This window comes from Bacteroides xylanisolvens (assembly GCF_018289135.1).
In the GTDB taxonomy this organism is placed as follows: Bacteria; Bacteroidota; Bacteroidia; order Bacteroidales; family Bacteroidaceae; genus Bacteroides; species Bacteroides xylanisolvens.
The window spans coordinates 2,148,183-2,166,693 of record NZ_CP072216.1 but is presented as its reverse complement, the minus strand read 5'-3'; the positions used below and the strand labels follow the sequence as shown (position 1 = coordinate 2,166,693).

General features: G+C 40.1%; 15 protein-coding genes and 2 pseudogenes. 5 read left to right on the top strand and 12 right to left on the bottom strand.

The window, feature by feature from the left end:
* Nucleotides 1–150: 150 nt before the first annotated feature.
* Nucleotides 151–1,254 carry a TlpA disulfide reductase family protein gene (locus INE92_RS09275; RefSeq protein WP_009040973.1) on the bottom strand — a complete coding sequence of 368 codons (1,104 nt, stop codon included), beginning with the start codon at nucleotides 1,252–1,254 and terminating at the stop codon, nucleotides 151–153.
* Between the two features lie 138 nt (nucleotides 1,255–1,392).
* Here INE92_RS09275 and INE92_RS09270 point away from each other — a divergent pair, with 138 nt between their 5' ends.
* From INE92_RS09270 to INE92_RS09255, 4 genes are all read left to right on the top strand, one after another.
* Complete coding sequence (locus tag INE92_RS09270) at nucleotides 1,393–2,784, top strand: polyamine ABC transporter ATP-binding protein (protein ID WP_009040974.1); 1,392 nt, start codon at nucleotides 1,393–1,395, stop codon at nucleotides 2,782–2,784.
* 11 nt (nucleotides 2,785–2,795) lie between these two features.
* Complete coding sequence (locus INE92_RS09265) at nucleotides 2,796–3,596, top strand: ABC transporter permease (RefSeq protein ID WP_004316765.1); 801 nt, start codon at nucleotides 2,796–2,798, stop codon at nucleotides 3,594–3,596.
* On the top strand, nucleotides 3,590–4,381 hold the full coding sequence (locus INE92_RS09260) for an ABC transporter permease (protein ID WP_008022956.1): 792 nt from the start codon (nucleotides 3,590–3,592) through the stop codon (nucleotides 4,379–4,381). The genes INE92_RS09265 and INE92_RS09260 overlap by 7 nt, the downstream gene beginning before the upstream one ends.
* Nucleotides 4,382–4,470: 89 nt before the next feature.
* Nucleotides 4,471–5,802, top strand: coding sequence for an ABC transporter substrate-binding protein (locus INE92_RS09255; RefSeq protein ID WP_015530921.1), 1,332 nt, complete (start codon nucleotides 4,471–4,473; stop codon nucleotides 5,800–5,802).
* A gap of 92 nt (nucleotides 5,803–5,894) precedes the next feature.
* On the opposite strand, the gene INE92_RS09250 is transcribed toward INE92_RS09255, so the two are convergent.
* The 3 genes and pseudogenes from INE92_RS09250 to INE92_RS09240 form a co-directional block, all read right to left on the bottom strand.
* A complete protein-coding gene (locus tag INE92_RS09250; RefSeq protein WP_004313202.1) occupies nucleotides 5,895–6,587 on the bottom strand; it encodes a DNA alkylation repair protein in 693 nt (230 codons plus the stop codon).
* 94 nt (nucleotides 6,588–6,681) lie between these two features.
* Nucleotides 6,682–7,335 (bottom strand): DUF4840 domain-containing protein, encoded by a 654-nt coding sequence (locus INE92_RS09245; protein ID WP_008022954.1) that lies wholly within the window; start codon nucleotides 7,333–7,335, stop codon nucleotides 6,682–6,684.
* Between the two features lie 175 nt (nucleotides 7,336–7,510).
* Nucleotides 7,511–8,308, bottom strand: a pseudogene (locus INE92_RS09240) (response regulator); the annotation flags it as partial.
* Nucleotides 8,309–8,438: 130 nt separating this feature from the next.
* On the opposite strand from INE92_RS09240, the gene INE92_RS09235 reads away from it, so the two are divergent.
* On the top strand, nucleotides 8,439–10,106 hold the full coding sequence (locus INE92_RS09235) for an ISL3 family transposase (RefSeq protein WP_074911576.1): 1,668 nt from the start codon (nucleotides 8,439–8,441) through the stop codon (nucleotides 10,104–10,106).
* Here the strand turns inward: INE92_RS09235 and INE92_RS09230 are convergent.
* The 8 genes and pseudogenes from INE92_RS09230 to INE92_RS09195 form a co-directional block, all read right to left on the bottom strand.
* Nucleotides 10,094–11,089 carry a sensor histidine kinase gene (locus tag INE92_RS09230; RefSeq protein WP_229097033.1) on the bottom strand — a complete coding sequence of 332 codons (996 nt, stop codon included), beginning with the start codon at nucleotides 11,087–11,089 and terminating at the stop codon, nucleotides 10,094–10,096. The genes INE92_RS09235 and INE92_RS09230 overlap by 13 nt on opposite strands.
* 503 nt (nucleotides 11,090–11,592) lie before the next feature.
* Nucleotides 11,593–12,171, bottom strand: a pseudogene (locus INE92_RS09225) (helix-turn-helix transcriptional regulator); the annotation flags it as partial.
* Between the two features lie 604 nt (nucleotides 12,172–12,775).
* Nucleotides 12,776–13,660, bottom strand: a complete 885-nt coding sequence (locus INE92_RS09220) for an Rpn family recombination-promoting nuclease/putative transposase (RefSeq protein WP_015530924.1) — start codon at nucleotides 13,658–13,660, stop codon at nucleotides 12,776–12,778.
* 244 nt (nucleotides 13,661–13,904) lie between these two features.
* On the bottom strand, nucleotides 13,905–14,192 hold the full coding sequence (locus INE92_RS09215) for a hypothetical protein (RefSeq protein ID WP_004313196.1): 288 nt from the start codon (nucleotides 14,190–14,192) through the stop codon (nucleotides 13,905–13,907).
* 442 nt (nucleotides 14,193–14,634) lie between these two features.
* Nucleotides 14,635–15,945 (bottom strand): L-fucose:H+ symporter permease, encoded by a 1,311-nt coding sequence (gene fucP / locus INE92_RS09210; RefSeq protein ID WP_008640670.1) that lies wholly within the window; start codon nucleotides 15,943–15,945, stop codon nucleotides 14,635–14,637.
* 18 nt (nucleotides 15,946–15,963) lie between these two features.
* Nucleotides 15,964–16,356 carry an L-rhamnose mutarotase gene (locus INE92_RS09205; protein ID WP_004313194.1) on the bottom strand — a complete coding sequence of 131 codons (393 nt, stop codon included), beginning with the start codon at nucleotides 16,354–16,356 and terminating at the stop codon, nucleotides 15,964–15,966.
* Between the two features lie 6 nt (nucleotides 16,357–16,362).
* Nucleotides 16,363–17,793, bottom strand: coding sequence for a rhamnulokinase (locus tag INE92_RS09200; protein ID WP_004313193.1), 1,431 nt, complete (start codon nucleotides 17,791–17,793; stop codon nucleotides 16,363–16,365).
* 17 nt (nucleotides 17,794–17,810) lie between these two features.
* On the bottom strand, nucleotides 17,811–18,449 hold the full coding sequence (locus tag INE92_RS09195) for a class II aldolase/adducin family protein (RefSeq protein WP_009041008.1): 639 nt from the start codon (nucleotides 18,447–18,449) through the stop codon (nucleotides 17,811–17,813).
* Nucleotides 18,450–18,511 lie beyond the last annotated feature (62 nt).

The following is an 18,511-nucleotide window of genomic DNA, read 5'->3' as shown; positions in this document are numbered from 1 at the left end:
TAAGCAAGAAACCATCTGAAAAGTCTCTAAAAAGAAAAATCACGCTTACTGCAACATGTCGTAGTAAGCGTGATTTTATAGGATCAAGGCTTTTCGAACAGCCCCTTGTTTGAACTTTAAAGCCTTTGAAAAACCTTCTCTTTCGATCTGTTATTTTACAGCTTCTGCAATTTTAGCCTGAAGTTCTTCTCCATGCAAACCGCGAGCGATAATTTTACCACTGCCATCGATCAATACAGTGTGAGGAATACTGTTTACTGCATAAAGCTGTGCACCTTCACTTTGCCAGAATTTCAGGTCGGACATTTGTGGCCAAGTCATATTCATCTTCTTGATTGCTTCTTTCCATGCAGCTCCATCCTGGTCGAGAGATACGCCTACAATTTCGAAGTTCTTACCTTTATACTTAGCGTAAGTTTCTACCAGATTAGGCATTTCGCGACGGCAAGGACCGCACCAGCTAGCCCAGAAGTCAACCAATACCACTTTACCTTTACCAACGTAGTCAGACAACTTCACAGCCTTTCCTTCCGGAGTCTGCATTTCGAAATCAACAAATTGAGTACCTACGGCAGTCTTTTTCTGCTTGTCGGTCATCTCTTTGATTCTTACGATTGTTTCGTCATTCTGGAAATTCGCAGGAATTTGTTGCAACAAAGCTTCATTTTCGTCAGTAGAGTTATTGTAGAACGTTTGTTTAAACAAGAATACCCCAACCGGATTGGTGATGTTCTTTTTAACACCTTCTTTGATTACTTTGTCATACTGTTCTTCCAGCTGGGCACCCTCTTTTTGTTTGGCTTCTTTCTGCTCATCACTTAAAGAAGTGTCGCCCATTGCTTCATAAATGGTATTCATTTTCTTGCTGATGTCATTGATTTGAGCTCTGATTTCCTGGTATGCATCATTGTTAGGAGTACCGGTTACAGCGTCGTTGTCCTTGGTCAGGGCAACGTTGATTTTTCCGTTTTCGAGGAAGAAATCAATCATCAATGGCTCTCCGTTCACTTCGCAAGTGACATAGCGGCTAACCACAGAATCTTGTGTACCTTCAAAGGTAAAAGTACCTTTGGTGATAACGGCTGTATCTAGTTTGGTCAAATTTCTGCCAGTAGCTTCCTGAAGATAAACGGTGTCACCATCGCTTGCACCTTCTACCGTACCTGTGACAACGTATCCGGCTTTGTTTCCGCCCGTACAAGCTACCATGCCTAACGCTGCCGTTGCAATAACTAAATAAGTTAACTTTTTCATGCTTTTGTAAAATTAGTGAATAAATATTTATGCAAAGATAGATTTTTTTTCTGTCGGGCATCGAAAAACACTGTTATATTAGATTAACACCTAGGTGAAAACCGCAGAAATGTGTACCTTTGCAGCCCAAACTTTAGTATGAATATGCAAGAAGATAAATCCATCATTGAGGTGAGCCATGTATCGAAGTATTTTGGCGATAAAACAGCATTGGATGATGTGACTCTAAACGTGAAAAAGGGCGAGTTTGTCACTATACTTGGTCCTTCCGGTTGCGGTAAAACCACGTTGTTGCGTCTCATTGCCGGTTTTCAGACGGCTTCGGAAGGCGAGATCCGAATTTCGGGGATGGAAATAACACAAACCCCTCCCCACAAGCGTCCCGTGAATACGGTATTTCAGAAATATGCCTTATTCCCGCACTTGAATGTATATGATAACATTGCTTTCGGCCTGAAACTGAAAAAGACACCGAAACAAACCATTGAGAAGAAAGTGAAAGCTGCTTTAAAGATGGTAGGTATGACAGATTATGAATACCGCGATGTGGATTCTCTTTCCGGTGGTCAGCAACAACGTGTAGCCATTGCCCGTGCCATTGTGAATGAGCCGGAAGTGTTGCTATTGGATGAGCCGCTGGCAGCGCTCGACCTGAAAATGCGTAAGGATATGCAAATGGAGCTCAAAGAAATGCATAAATCTTTGGGTATAACGTTTGTTTACGTCACTCACGATCAGGAAGAGGCATTGACGTTGAGCGATACGATTGTTGTGATGAGTGAAGGAAAGATTCAGCAGATCGGTACACCGATTGATATTTATAATGAACCCATCAACGCTTTTGTTGCCGACTTTATCGGAGAAAGCAATATCCTCAATGGTACCATGATTCATGATAAGCTGGTACGCTTCTGCGGCACGGAGTTTGAATGTGTGGATGAAGGATTTGGTGAAAATGTTCCGGTAGACGTAGTCATCCGTCCGGAAGATCTTTATATTTTCCCCGTTTCGGATATGGCGCAGTTGGTAGGCGTGGTAGAGACTTCTATTTTCAAAGGTGTGCATTATGAAATGACGGTGATGTGCGGCGGATATGAATTCCTGGTGCAGGATTACCATCATTTTGAAGTAGGAGCGGAAGTCGGACTGGTGGTGAAGCCGTTTGATATTCACATCATGAAGAAAGAGCGTATCTGCAATACGTTTGAAGGAAAATTGCTGGATGCCACTCATGTGGAATTCCTGGGCTGTAACTTTGAATGTACTCCGGTGGAAGATATAGCTGCCGATACGAATGTCAAAGTGGAGATAGACTTTGAAAAAGTGATTCTTCAGGATAATGAAGAAGACGGAACGCTCACAGGTGAGGTGAAATTCATCCTTTACAAGGGCGACCATTATCATCTGACCGTATTGTCAGACTGGGACGAGAATGTATTTGTAGATACGAACGATGTATGGGACGACGGAGACCGTGTAGGTATTACCATCCCTCCAGATGCCATTCGTATAATTAAAATAACCGATTAACAGGAAAGGAAGTGAATAAGAAGTTTATAGTCTTTTTGTCATCACGTAAGAGTTGGACTCTCCCTTACATTATTTTTTCGGCGATCTTTGTGATTATACCGCTGTTTTTAATTGTCGTATATGCCTTTACCGATGATAGCGGTCATTTGACACTCGCCAATTTTCAGAAGTTCTTCGAACATCCTGAAGCAATCAATACCTTTGTATATTCTATCGGTATTGCTATCATTACCACCCTTGTTTGTATTTTGCTGGGTTATCCTGCAGCATGGATATTGAGTAACAGTAAGCTGAACCGTTCCAAGACGATGGTCGTACTGTTTATCCTGCCGATGTGGGTAAATATTCTTGTGCGTACCCTTGCTACGGTTGCCTTGTTCGACTTTTTTAGTGTACCGTTGGGCGAGGGAGCATTGATATTCGGTATGGTATACAACTTTATCCCCTTTATGATTTATCCTATTTACAACACGTTGCAGAAGATGGATCATAGTTATATTGAAGCTGCACAAGATTTGGGAGCCAATCCGCTGCAAGTCTTTCTGAAAGCAGTCCTTCCGCTTTCCATGCCGGGTGTGATGAGTGGAATTATGATGGTGTTCATGCCGACTATATCGACATTTGCCATTGCCGAGTTGCTGACGATGAATAACATCAAACTCTTTGGTACAACGATTCAGGAAAATATCAATAACAGCATGTGGAACTATGGAGCGGCACTTTCGCTTATTATGTTGCTGCTGATTGCTGCTACTTCTTTGTTTAGCACAGACGATAAGGACAATTCGAACGAAGGAGGCGGGCTATGGTAAAGAAAATATTTGCGCAGGCTTACTTGTGGATATTGCTATTGTTGCTTTATTCTCCTATCGTGATTATCGTCATCTATTCTTTCACCGAAGCGAAAGTGCTGGGCAACTGGACTGGTTTCTCCACAAAACTTTATACTTCGCTTTTCACTACAGGCACGCATCATTCTTTGATGAATGCATTGATTAACACGATTACTATTGCTCTGCTGGCTGCAACGGCATCTACTTTGCTGGGTAGTGTGGCTGCTATCGGCATCTTTAATCTGAAATCCCGTTCGCGTAAAGCGATTAGTTTTGTGAATAGTATTCCTATTCTGAACGGAGATATCATCACGGGTATTTCGCTTTTCCTTTTGTTTGTTTCTTTAGGAATCACACAAGGATACACAACCGTAGTGCTTGCTCATATTACTTTTTGTACGCCATACGTTGTTTTGAGCGTTCTGCCTCGTTTGAAGCAGATGAATCCGAATATTTATGAGGCCGCTCTTGACTTGGGAGCGACTCCCATGCAAGCTTTGTGGAAAGTTATTGTTCCGGAGATTCGTCCGGGAATGATTAGTGGTTTTATGCTTGCATTGACTCTATCCATTGATGATTTTGCCGTAACTGTCTTTACCATTGGTAATCAAGGTCTGGAGACGCTCTCTACTTATATTTATGCTGATGCCCGCAAAGGTGGTCTAACCCCGGAGCTTCGTCCGCTTTCCGCTATTATTTTTGTTGTGGTGTTGGCGTTGCTTATTGTGATCAATCACCGGGCAGGGAAAGCGAAGAAGAAATAATTATTCAATATGCCAATACACTGATATGCTGATTGCATGGCGGCACGTTTTCTGTATTGGTATATTTGTACATTGTAAAATTATTAATTATGAAAAGAATAATTCCTGCTATCCTGTTGTTGCTGAGTTTGACGGGATGTTATAATTCCGGCGAGCCTCGCGAACGGGTTCTTAAAATCTATAACTGGGCGGATTATATCGGGGATGGTGTGCTCAAGGATTTTCAAGCATATTATAAAGAACAGACAGGCGAAAATATCCGCATCGTTTATCAGACATTTGACATTAATGAGATAATGTTGACCAAGATAGAGAAGGGACATGAGGATTTCGACGTGGTCTGCCCTTCGGAATACATTATTGAGCGTATGTTGAAGAAGCGCCTGCTTCTGCCTATTGATACGAATTTTGCCCATTCTCCCAACTATATGAAAAATGTGGCTCCGTTCATACGGGAGCAGATTAATAAATTGAGCCAGCCGGGTGAAGAAGCCAGCCGTTATGCGGTATGCTATATGTGGGGAACTGCGGGACTTCTTTATAACCGGGCTTATGTTCCCGATTCGGTTGCAGCATCCTGGGATTGTCTTTGGAATAAGAGGTATGCCGGCAAAATCCTTATGAAGGATAGTTACCGCGACGCTTACGGTACGGCTATCATTTATGCGCACGCCAAGGAACTGGAAGCGGGGAGTGTGACAGTGGAAGAACTGATGAACGACTATTCTCCACAGGCTATGGAGCTTGCGGAAAAATATCTGAAAGCCCTGAAACCGAATATAGCAGGCTGGGAAGCCGATTTCGGCAAGGAGATGATGACGAAGAACAAGGCTTGGCTGAATATGACTTGGAGTGGTGACGCAATATGGGCGATTGAAGAAGCCGATGCAGTAGGTGTGGACTTGGATTATGAAGTTCCGAAGGAAGGAAGTAATATATGGTATGACGGTTGGGTGATTCCGAAATATGCAAGGAATCCGGAAGCAGCTAGCTATTTTATCAATTTCATGTGTCGTCCGGACATTGCTCTGAGAAATATGGATTTCTGCGGATATGTAAGTTCTATCGCTACTCCGGAGATTCTGGAAGAGAAGATAGACACGACACTTACCTATTTTTCCGATTTAAGTTATTTCTTCGGACCGGGTACCGATAGCATACAGATTGACAAGATACAATATCCCGACCGCAAAGTAGTGGAACGATGCGCTATGATTCGTGACTTCGGCGATAAGACAAAAGAAGTTCTTGATATCTGGTCGCGTATTAAGGGGGATAATTTAGGAGTGGGTATCACTATTCTTATCTTTGTCGTCGTTGCTTTGATGAGCGGCTGGATGATATATAAAAGATGGCAACGTTACAGCCGCCGGAAACAACAAAGGCGCAGAAGCAGAAGAAAAAAGGTAAAGAGGAATTAATTCATTTGCTATATCATAAATCATTTGATACATCATAAAAAATAAAGCTCGGTAAGCAGAACAGTTACCGAGCTTTATTTTTTATTGTGTCATTACCTCCGTTTTATACCGCGAAGTATATCTTTAGTTTCCTTGTCTACACGGAGAGATTCGATAGTTTTCTGCAATGATTTATTATAAGTCCAGTTATCCAGCTTGCTCTGTTTAAGGTACTCCATTGTCTTTTCGGGGAATTTGATGAAACAGATGGATATCATCCAGGCCATAGCCATACGTGCATAATAAGCATCGTGGCTGAAAGTGTCTGCGTATGCCAGTAATGCGTCGATATGTTCTTCGTCTACATAATGGAAAAGCATCACAATCCCGAAGCGGATTTCGAACTCTTTGGGAGATATGAGGTAAGGCTGGATAAACTGCCATACAGTTTCTTTTCCTTTCTTCACGGCAGTCTTCAGTTCGCCACAAAAGATATCACATACAGCCCAGTTGTCGATACGTGGAACGAACATGCTTATGTGTTTCATTCGTTCGTCCAGTTCCATTTTAGCTAATCCGATAACCATTCCCTGAAGCATTGTCTCTTCATAAAACTTAGTATCGGTTGCTTCCACAAACATACGCCAGTTATCTCTCTTTGCGATTTCTTTAGCCAATATTCGTAGTTGCGGAATACGTACACCAAGAATATTCCCGATTCCGGGAACCAGGGCAGAATGAAATTCCTGATACTTGGAATCTACCAAATCCTGCAATTCTTTTCGAATGTTTTCTGTTGTAGTCATTTTGTATAGTTGGTTTCTTCACAAAGGTATAAAAAAAGAGCATGTCTTGCGCGCAGGCATGCTCCATTTTCTTTTTTTCAGCGAAAGGTTTGTATTACTTCTTGACCATGCTGAAAGTGAATGTTGTAACGGGGAAATTGGGGAAATTTACATCTCCGACTTTTACTCCAGTTGCTTTGATAACGAATGCCAGTTTTTTGCCGTCATAAGCATAAACGCCATTCTTTTCAGCTTCAATAGTTACTGTTATAAGATTTTCAGCCGGTTCTTGTCCTTCTTCTTGTACTTGAATCGGTTCGGTGTATTTAATTTCCAGTGGTTCAGGTTTTAGTTGAAGTAAGATGTTAGATTTACCTTCATCAAAGGTCGGTGTATAAGGAATGTTGTAGTTAATATCACCCAAATTTTCGATGATAGCTCCTGCATTTTCTTCACCGACGATGCTTTTAATCAGGTCGTCAACCGGAAGTTTCTTAATCATAATCTGATTGTCTTTTACTTCGGCAGTAACTTCGGCTCCTGCCGGTTCTTCCCCCTCTTCTGCATTTGCCTGGGGACTGACGGGGGTGGATTCCGTCAGCATTGTGCCGGAATAATTGCCATCAACATCTTTAAGGGAATATACGGGAATGTCCGAATCGTCGTCACTGCTACATGCAGTAAAAGAAGTGACCATGCTCAGTGTCATTGCCAATAAGACAAAGCGATTAAAACAACAAACTTTTTTCATTTTAGTTAAAGTTTTCATACTGTTTAAATAATTAGATTATTAATTTCAAAATTAAGGTGTACGTACATAGTGTAAATGCTACGATTAATACAATACTGCATGAAGAAGTAAAAAAAGAAAGGCTTCTTTATGCAAGTGTTATAGTGAAGATCCCTGTTGGTGGGATCTTCGGATATATAGCTTCGTATTTGTTTTATTGTTTTTTCATGATAGACTCGCTTGGCGTTATTCCAAAATACTCTTTGTATTTATGACGGAAGTTTTTGAGGCTCTTCAATCCGATCATTTCGGGAAGAACATTGACGGAGTATTTCCCGCTTTCCAATAGCTCACGTGCTTTTTCCATACGAATCCGGTAAATCAAGTACTTGGGCGCTTCTCCTGTCAGTGCTTTCCATTTCGTAAAGAAAGCGGTTCTACTCATATATAGTTCTGAGGCGATTTCATCTATTGTCAGATTTTCCTTATCTATATTTTTTAGAATAAACTCCTTTACCTGATTGATAAGGCCGTAATTTTCCTCATCTGAAATTTTGTCTTCCTCAACTTCCAGAAACTTCTTTCCAAATATTCTTTCTAAGAATGATTTTCTGAGGAAACGGTTGTTTCTGATAAGGACATTCATTTCTGTTTTTAAATCTTCGACGTGAAAAGGTATATATAAGAATATGTCAGCCAGGGAGCTTTCCCTTTTGCTGCGTTGTCCTGTATCTATATGTAAGCCATAGAGGATAATAGGGATAACGGATGTTTCTCCTGATGTTTTTAGTCTCGATGATAGTTCATTGCCGTACATTCCATGGAGCATAATGTCGCAAATCACTAAATCCGGATATTCCTCTTTTATACATTCTAAAGCGTCCAAACCATTCTCGAAACTTTTTACGATAAAATCCTTTGATAAACGTTCTTCCAGGTACAACCTGAATTCTTTATTGCTGTCAGCGAGGACGACCAACGGTTTAGTGGAATTTCTCTTTTGTGAATCCTTGGTTCTTCGTCAAATTTGGTGGTAATCTCTTTTTTATTTCAACTGTCTTCTTCTTTCTTAATCCTATTAAAAGTTGTAGATATGTTTGCTTTTTAGTAACTTTAAAGACACCACATCATTAAGAGTTACAATGCAACAAGTCATATCTACAACGTACAAATATACATCAAAAAAAGAAAATACTCCTACAAATAGGGGATTATTCCATGATTTCAGATTCAGTCTTGGCTACGATAATCTGCAACAAGATGGTATCTCTGAAGCTGTTGGCTCATTGACGGTCTTTTTACATACGGCTGGCAAGGGGGCTTCCTGTCCTTATTGCGGACATTTCAGTCACCGATTGCACAGTTACTACTCCCGTCATATTCAGGATCTTGAAGTTTACGGTCATACTTTGGAGTTAGTCATAAAGGTTGGTAAATATTATTGTGACAATGTTTCTTGTCCGCAAAAAATATTCTGCGAACCGTTGTCTTTTCTGGCTCGTCGGTATGGTAGACGGAGCTATCTTGTTGAGGAACGCATCAGATCGATAAGCTTGGAACTTACTTCCCGAAAGGCCTCTTCTCTTTTGCAGCTGTTCCATATAACGGCCAGTAGCTCTTCCTGCTTACGCATCCTACAACAGTGCGGGCAACATAATCCTATGCATAATAAAAGTATTTATGTAGGTATTGATGATTTTGCCTATAAAAAAGGTAAGGATTATATGAGTGTGGTCGTAGACCAGATGACACACATGCCTATTGCTTTGTTAGAGGATAGAAGCGGAGAAGCGCTTGATAACTGGCTCGCCCGGAATCCTCAAATACAATATATAACGAGAGACCGTGGAAGATGTTTCACAGAGGCTATAAACAGAATAATCCCTGGTGTTACACAAATCTGCGACCGGTTCCATCTAACCAAGAATATGACGGACACAATGATACCGGAAATAGAGAAAATGATTCGTCAGACTAAGCAAAAGCTCAAATACGAATATCCTGACAGAGACACGGCTTCTTCGTTAATTCTTCAGGACATATTTAACATGGGAGATGTCCGACACAGAGAAAAATTGAAGATATACAGGGAAAGCCTGAACTTAAAAATGCAGGGGATGACCATTGAGCAGACAGCCGCACATTTAGGCAAGAAAAGTCGCTACATTTATAAGCTCATTCACAACAGGAGAATAGGGGCATACTTGAATGAGCAACAGAAGACAGCTCTTAAATATGTATCCGAACTGGCTACAATCATTAGTGCGGGCTGTATTACCCGAAATATATTGGCACAAAAAATGGGAAGTAAAATCAGTGGCGCACTTATTGGAAGGATAACATCCAGCTTGCGAAAAATGTATCAACAAAAGAGGAAAGAAGTCAAGGAGCATAATGAGAGCATTGAAAACGGAAGTAAAACACAGAGAGTTTCACAGAATCAGATACGCAAATACATTCTAAAGGGAGAATCGGATAATCCTAAACTAGCGGAACTGTATAAGTCCTCACCGCAGATTAAAGAACTTTTAAGCGTGTGTCAGAATTTCAGAGATATGATTAATGGGAACACTTATGATAAGGATATTAGAAAGTGGATTGAAAAAGCGAAGGCAACACGGAATATGGCACTGACGAACTTTGCATATGGTATTGAAAAAGACTGGGAGGCAGTACAGGCAGCTATTGATATCCCCTTCAGTAACGGATTACTGGAGGGGACAGTGAATAAAATTAAAGCGGTAAAAAGACAGATGTACAATAGGGCAGGAATTAAACTACTGAGAGCGAAGATTATTTATTCACAATAGAAGAAGTACCACCAAATTTGACGAAGAACCGAATCCTTGCCGAATAAAGTATCTGTTCTTTCTTCTGCCGGATTTGACTCGATTTGTATGGCGGTATGTTGGTGAACATTTTCCGGCGAATCTTTTGAAGGGAATTTTAGAGCAATAGTGTGGCTGGAATGGTTAATCAGAATCTTTCCATTGCACATCTTTATCAACCTTTTGCAGAATATATTTTTTGCAAAATTGTATTCGAGTTCTTCTTTTCGTTTGAATAGTTGCCAATTTTTACATTTATAACATTGAAGTATTTTCTTATTTTCGAAATCAGTTATTTTTATTTGCCAGTATTCAGGATTAGAGGTGATTAGCAGGGTAATAGTTTTTTTTTGTTCGGTATGGTCTATGGCATATTTTATAAATTTGTCGATCACCGGAGATATTTTGCTTTGGTCGAACCAGACGCTGGCATAATTAAAGTCTGTTTTAATGTTCAGCCCTACCAAATTGTTGGCAGCATGTGTTTTTAAAGAAGTAATTCTGTTTTTGATAAATGCTCCCAGTTCATATTCCGAGGAATTCAGCTTTTCAGTGTTTGCAAACAATTGCTTTAAATCCATCAATCTGGTTAAATGTATGTTGAGGCAATCTATGTTTTGGATAGCTAGTGATAGCTCTTTTCTGATATTTTCGGGGGAAACGTCATTATATGCTATTTTCAATGGAGTATGAACTAATGTAAGCGGAGCACGAATGCTCTCGAAAGAGTCTATAAAATATTGACTCCCTTCTTTTAGAAGATTTCTTTCTTTCTGTATCGTAATGATATGTGTTATAATCCAATAAATAGAAATACCTCCTGCTAGGAGTATTGAGGTAAAGTTTAATTGATAAAGAATGAGTATTGCTATGGCACTGTAAACGAGGGGTGACGTTTGTAATAAGTATTTCATATTATATTTTTTAGTGACGTCACTCAGATGAAATAGACCCATTTCTTTCATTTCAGAAAAAAGAGGAAATTCACTATCCTAATATTTAACATCATTTTTTTTGGGGGGGGAAGAAACGGTGAATATCCTCTAAGTAACAATAATTAATTAGTTTTATTGGTTGAATATTATTTTGTCTCCTGTAGATGTGTAGGGGAGCGTATTGTATATTGGGTATTATTGAGGAATGTCTCATTTAATACCATTCTGTATTTCCTCATAATATATAAACTGGAAAGATAATGGAGGTTAGGTTTTTTTATAAGAAGGAATGATTGGTATATTTCTACGAAGTAAAAATAATGATAAGTTTTAATAAGTAGATACTGTTGTCAGTTTTGAATGTTGGGATGTTTCTATTTGGTATTAATGATGCGATGAATGGTATGATTGAGTTGTGATTTGTTGGCAATTATGTTTTGCTCGTCGGTATACTTGCAAAAGAGATATACCATTTTTCCATTAAATACATCTCTTTTTTATTAAGACAATAGTAATATTGAATTTTCCCGCTTTTAAATATTTCTTAATGTTTCACTTGGCGCTATGCCGAAGTGTTTCTTGTATTTATTGCGGAAGTTCTTTACATCTTTTAGTCCGACCATTTCAGGTATCTCCTGTATGCGATATTTTCCGCTTTCCAATAGTTCGCGTGCTTTTTCCATACGAATCCTGGTCATGAATTCTATGGGAGCTTCCCCTGTCAGGAATTTCCATTTAATGAAAAACTTAGTCCGGCTCATGCCCGTTTCACTGGCAATATGGCTTATCTTTAGTGATTCGTTATCCAAGTTGTCCAATATGAATTTCTTTACCTTGTTGATGAGTTGGTAGTTATCCTCTTCCGGCATTTCTTCGATATCTGTTTCCAGAAACTTTTCTCCGAATATTTTCTGTAAGAATGACTTTCTAAGAAAGCGGTAGTTTTTGATAAGAACAGATATCTCGATTTTTAAGTTTTCGATATTGAATGGCATATACAAGAATGTATCGGCTAAAGAAGCATTTCTTTTATAGTCTTGGTTCATATCAATAGGAGAGCCATATAGGATAATCGGGATAATAGAAGTGTCACAGGAGGTTTTTAATCTTGATTAATGTTTTAAATTTTATGATAAGGAAGGCTTTCCCTCCAAGTAACGATGATTAATTTGATTTATTCTTTTTGTTTTCAGGCATGATGAATCAGTCTAATATGTGAATATTTGAAGAGGGGGCGGTCTGGGTTTAAATAGAGTGCTATCGGAACATATCTCAATAGCTGTTTGCTTGTGTTTTATCATATACAAATAATCAACTAATATAAATGTCTTTCCTTCTTATGGATAGGAAATTGTATTTATGAAGTAAAGGTACTAAAAAGTAATAATAAATCAATTGATTTATTTGTGTAAATGTTAGGCTTACTGCTAATATACATGTTTTCTATGACTAATCACAAATAAAAGTTGTATAAAATATTTTATTGTTATATATTCTGCTGTATATGGGTGCTGATGATTTAGAGTGTGTGATTTGTGGATGAATTCTAATTGTTAAAATGGAGTGTGAAATATTGGTAATATATTGATGGTATCTTTTTTCTTTGGTAGTTACTTCCAGTCTGTTACTATTGGCTATATATTAAATTACAAACAAGAGTCGTATGATTTTCTCACACGACTCTTGTTTGTAATTTAATATATAGCCTTTGATTGTTTATAACTTTTCAATCTCCTCCGGTGATAGCCCGGTAGCTTTATGGATGGCTGTTATGTCTACTCCTAATGACTTTAAATTATTAGCAATTTCTAATCTTTCTTCCATTTTTCCTTCCATGCGTCCTTCCATGCGTCCCTCCATACGCCCTTCTAGTTTTGCTCCATCTAATACATCATTTTGTATCATGATGGCACTAAGGTGCTCGTCGTAGGCATGTCTTTCTTCCTTGGACATATTGTAATAGATAAGTTTCTGGCGTGCTTCTTCCAGACCGGGGGCTGTTGTATCGGGGCGAATGCAACCGGTTTTCAAGTATTCAATCCACTCTTCCAATGGAGTGACGGCCACTTTATCGAATTCATTCACACGAATCAAGAAATACTCCGGAAAGATTTCTGCCGGAATCTTATGGACGATGGCGTCTTTTTCTTTAGTAGTTACTTCCAGTCTGTCTCCTGTATGTACTCCGATAAAGTGGTTTTGTCCATGATACAAATAATCTTCTCCCTTGCCGATATCGAAGTATAGAATACTGATAGAGTATATTTTTTTCACCGCATAGTAGCGTTCTCCTAAAGAAATATGTTCAGTGATTGCTTTTGCCACTCCGTATAAGATACGTTCCAGATAATAGAGCTCCCGTGTATTTTGGATCTCTACAATAATGATTTCGTCTTTACTGTTTCTGGCTTTAATATCTACCCGGTTGAATTTATCATCGATTGTTTGTTGGTTGCTTTCACTTTCCAATATCTCTATGATTTTCACGTTTTCACCGAGAAGGACAGTCAAGAAACCTTCTAATACGCCGAAATTTGCTTTTTGGCGGAGAAGTCTTTTCACAGCCCAGTCAAAGCGTATATATTTGTCTTGTTGTTCCATATCAATTTAATTTTTAGGTTATTGCAAAGCTACGACTTTTTTTTAGATAATGGCTACTCTTTGAGTTTATATTTTTTGTGAATGAATCTGTGCATATTTGGCAAATTCATCAGAAGGCAATTTAAATTATTCCATAGTAGAGAGTTAATTATTAACGCTGTCATATTTTAGTATTCCCTTTTATGTAACTTAAAGTAGGAGTAAAAATGTGGCAGCGTTTTAGGTTGAAAATTTTAGGTAGTTATTATTCTTTGTTTTTTTGTGTCACTTCAATGTCTTCCGGCCAAATAGCTTTAGTATATGCTTTTGCATCATTGCCGTTTTCTGTATAGTCTTTCGCTATATCCCCTTTGCCTTCATTAAACTTCCAATAGGCTTTTAAACCTGTAGTTTGAGGATCGACATCATACATATTCTTGTAAATTTCTTCTTGTGAACGTATTACGTTCCATATGCGTACTTCGCAGATTTCACCATTTAATTGACGAGTCATATTCTCTGGCTCACCATAGGAGTGTCCTATTTTAAACATAAAGTCTTTTCTTCGGTGTCATAAGTCACGGCTACATGATACCATTCGCTTGGTTGCAACAATTTTCCTTCGTTTGCCTTGGGGAATTATATAAAACTTATAATATTTAGTGTCCAGTATTGCATAATTGGTGCTGAGACGCGCGTTGTAATAACCTAATCAACGAAGGATCTACCTGAAAATTAACATCAATATATTGTTCGGCAGGATATGCCAACACAGCAGAAAGCTATTGCTACCCTGTTTGTTTGAGATTATTAAATGTGAAATTAGCTACATTCTTCACTTTGTCGCATCTATATATGGCATTGTCAAAAGGGAATTTTTTATGAAAAAAAGATGAATGAAATAGTGACGCTATCCACTGCGGATGGCGTCACTATATGGGTGGGATAGTGACGGTATCATGATGGGATAGCGTCACTATTTTTAAGTTTGTTTTTTACCAATTTCTTTTCACTGTACGGTAACCATAACCAATGATTACAAGGAAGCAGATGAAGGGTAGAATGAATGAAACATTGACAGCCGGTAACCAGGCTATTTGTTTCAGGTCAATGATACTTGCCTGTAGCGGTGGAAGAACAGAACCTCCCAGGATAGCCATGATAAGGCCTGCAGCTCCAAACTTAGCATCATCTCCCATGCCTTTCAAGGCAATACCATAGATGGTAGGGAACATCAATGACATGCAAGCCGATACTGCTACAAGGCAATACATTCCGAAGATATTTTGAAGGAAGATTACGCCTAAAGTGAAAATACCTCCGAAGATAGCGAGGATCATCAGCAATTTACCAGCATTGAGATAGCGCAGAATGAATGTACAGATGAAACGGCTGATACAAAATATCACCATTGCTATGATATTATATTGTTGTGATAGCACTTCCGCACTTTTCTCGTCCATACCTTGTGACATGAACAAGCGTGTTCCATACTGAATGATGAAAGTCCAGCACATAATTTGCGCGCCTACATAGAAGAATTGAGCAATTACCCCTTCACGATAACGCGTTTGGGTGAAAATGCGTTTCAGTGTAGGAAAGAAATCTATTCTATGATTCTGATCTCCATTTTTCGGCATCTTGACGAATCGTATCAGAAGTAACATAGCCACAATGATAAGTCCGATAATGAGATAAGGAGCAATCAGAACGCTAAGATCACTTTCTTTAATTGCTTGAAATTCACTGTCGTTAAGCAATGCACGGTCTTCGGTACACATCGGATGTAACTTCGCTTGAATGAACTGCATGGCTACATACATTCCGAGAAGTGACCCCATCGGATTGAAAGACTGTGCAAGGTTCAAACGCCGGGTAGCTGTTTCTTCCGTGCCCATAGAAAGAATATACGGGTTACAGCTTGTCTCAAGGAAGGACAATCCGCAGGTCAGGATGAAATAGGCAATCAAAAACGGATAATATTCTCCCGTCATTTTGGCGGGGAAGAATAAAAATGCTCCGAAAGCATACATTCCCAGTCCTAACAAAACACCGGCTTTGTAGGAATATTTGCGGATGAATATGGCAGCCGGGAAAGCCATTGCAAAGTACCCTCCATAGAAGGCAACCTGTACCAATGCTCCGTCGGTAGCACTCATCCGGAAAATCTTGGAGAATGCCTTTACCATCGGATTGGTAATATCATTGGCAAATCCCCATAATGCAAAACATGAGGTAATGAGAACAAAAGGTATAAGATAACTGATGCCATCTTTCGAGAGGATGGACTGTTTGGGGTGTTTCATGGTTGTTTCTGGTATTTTTTAAGTGTTATACAAATGGAACATTCTCTCCATCGGTTTCCATTTCTCTGCGGAACTCATTCCGGGAGCGGCTTGTTGGAAGATGGCCATATATTCTTCCCACTCCTGTTGGCGGGGAAGCGTGTTCAGGCGTTCCATTGCTGTGTCCCAGTCAAAATCAAGGGGAGTTTCGACAATCATAAACAGTCGTGTTCCCAAGATATAAATTTCCATTTCCAGAATACCGACTTCCCGGATCCCGGCTAGGATTTCGGGCCATGCCTCCGCCTGGCTATGTCTTTTCCGATATTCAGCGATCAGTTCCGGAGAATCGCGTAAATCGAGGGTTTGGCAATATCGTTTGACGGGAACGTCATAAGATTGAACCTGATAACCGGTTTTGGGTGTTTCCATATACTTTTATTTTTTAGGGTAATATACTTGTGGGGTAACGCTACGAGTTACAATCTCTCTCAATTCACGGAGATCGGCTATTTCTCCTTTTGCCATAGCCTGTGTCAGAATGTTTCCCATTGCAGTAGCTTCTACCGGACCTGCATAAACGGGAATACCGAGTTCGTCAGCTGTCAGTTGGTTGAGTAATTGGTTTTGTGATCCTCCGCCGATGATGTTTAGCTGACGGATCGGAGAGGGGAGACAACGGTTGAGCTGTTCCACCGCCTGCCGATATTTGAAAGCTAATGACTGGAGTACACATCGCACGGTTTCTGCTTTGTTTTTCGGCACTTGCAAAGCATGATGCCGACAATAATGAATAAGAGCGTTTTCCATATTTTCCGGATTCATGAATGTTGCGTCATCCACAGGGATAATGGTTGCAATCTGTGCTTCGGCAGCTTGCGGGATGATTATATCATAATTTTGTTCTTCGCCACATGCTTTCCATTCACTCATCAAGCGTTGCAAAATCCATAATCCTGTTATATTCTGTAGGAAACGGATTTTGCCGTCTACGCCTCCTTCATTGGTGAATTGAGCTTTTCTTGCTTCTTCCGTCAATATGGGTTCATCCACTTCCACTCCCAGTAGCGACCAAGTGCCGGAACTAAGGAAAGCGATAGGATTTTCTACAGCAGGAACAGCAGCGACGGCACTGGCTGTGTCGTGTGAACCGACGGCAATAACGTCTACGATACCCAGTCCCGTTTCGCGGGCAATATCCTCTTTCAGAGTCCCCCTGATTGTTCCGGGGAGAATAATCTCGCCGAACAGATGTTCGGGAAGACCTAAGGCGCGTATGGTATCCACTGACCAGTTCCGCGATTGGGCATCGAGTAGTTCGGAGGTGGAGGCAATGCAATATTCATTATTGGCTACTCCTGTCAGGAAATAGCTGAAGAGGTCGGGCATGAATAAAAGTTGCCGGGCAACTTCCAACTGCGCATCTTGATGCTGTTTCATGCTGTAAAGTTGAAACAGCGTATTGATAGCCATCACCTGAATACCGGTGTCGGCATAGTGTTGGCGTTCATCCAATAGCTTGAATACTTCTTCCGGTATTCCTTCTGTTCTTGCGTCCCGATAACAGACTGGATTTCCTAACAGGTTTCCATGTTTGTCAATCAGTCCGAAATCCACTCCCCAGGTGTCAATACCAATACTTTTTACGGCATATCCTTTTTGTGCAGCCAGTTTCAGTCCGGTTTTCATATCTTCGAACAGTGCTGGGAAATCCCAGTAGATATGATTTCCTAGTTTGACCTGTCGATTGCAAAAGCGGTATACCTCTTCCAACTCCAGTTTGCCATGGTGAAGGAAGCCGGCGATAATCCGTCCACTTCCGCCTCCGAAGTCTGCTGCTAAATAAGTGTGTTTGATGGTATCTTTCATGGTATATTGCCCGGATATTAGTTGGTTTTCTTTCCTAATACGTAGATTTCCAGGTCTTCAATTTCTGCCGGTGTGAGTACTGAATAATCACCGCCGGATTGAACGATGATGCGGCAAGCCATTTCAAAGAAGGTGGCCCGTTCGTATACTTGGTCGAAGTCTTTTCCGCATACCACTTGCCCGTGGTTGGTCAGTAAAACCGAGTTATGCTTTAACATGGCTTCTACCACAGCTTTTGCCAGTTCCGGTGAGCCGGGACGATAATACGGAATCACAGGTATTTCCGAACCTACATGACAGGGAATTTCTGCTGTTACATTGAAATTTGTCGGTTTGTTCTTCATGCAGGAGACAGCCGTGGCATATTCCGATTGAAAGTGGAGAACGACATTGACGTCCGGACGTTCACGGAGAATCCCTAAATGGAATGTACTTTCCATAGAAGGTTTTACACCATTGGTAGGAGCGCCGCTGGCAATATGGCAGATAGAGACTTTTTCTTTGCCAAGTGTGGGAACCCAGGAACCCGTACCGGAAATCAATGCTTCTTCGCCGATTCTCCAGGAAAGGTTACCGCTGCTGCAAAGCATTAACTTTGCATCTCCGTAACGGTGTGCTTGTTCGATGAACTGTTCGATATGTTCGTTGGTAATCATAATTGCAAAGATAAAAAAATTAGAATTAAGTGAGTCGAAATTGCTTTTATTTAGACATAAGA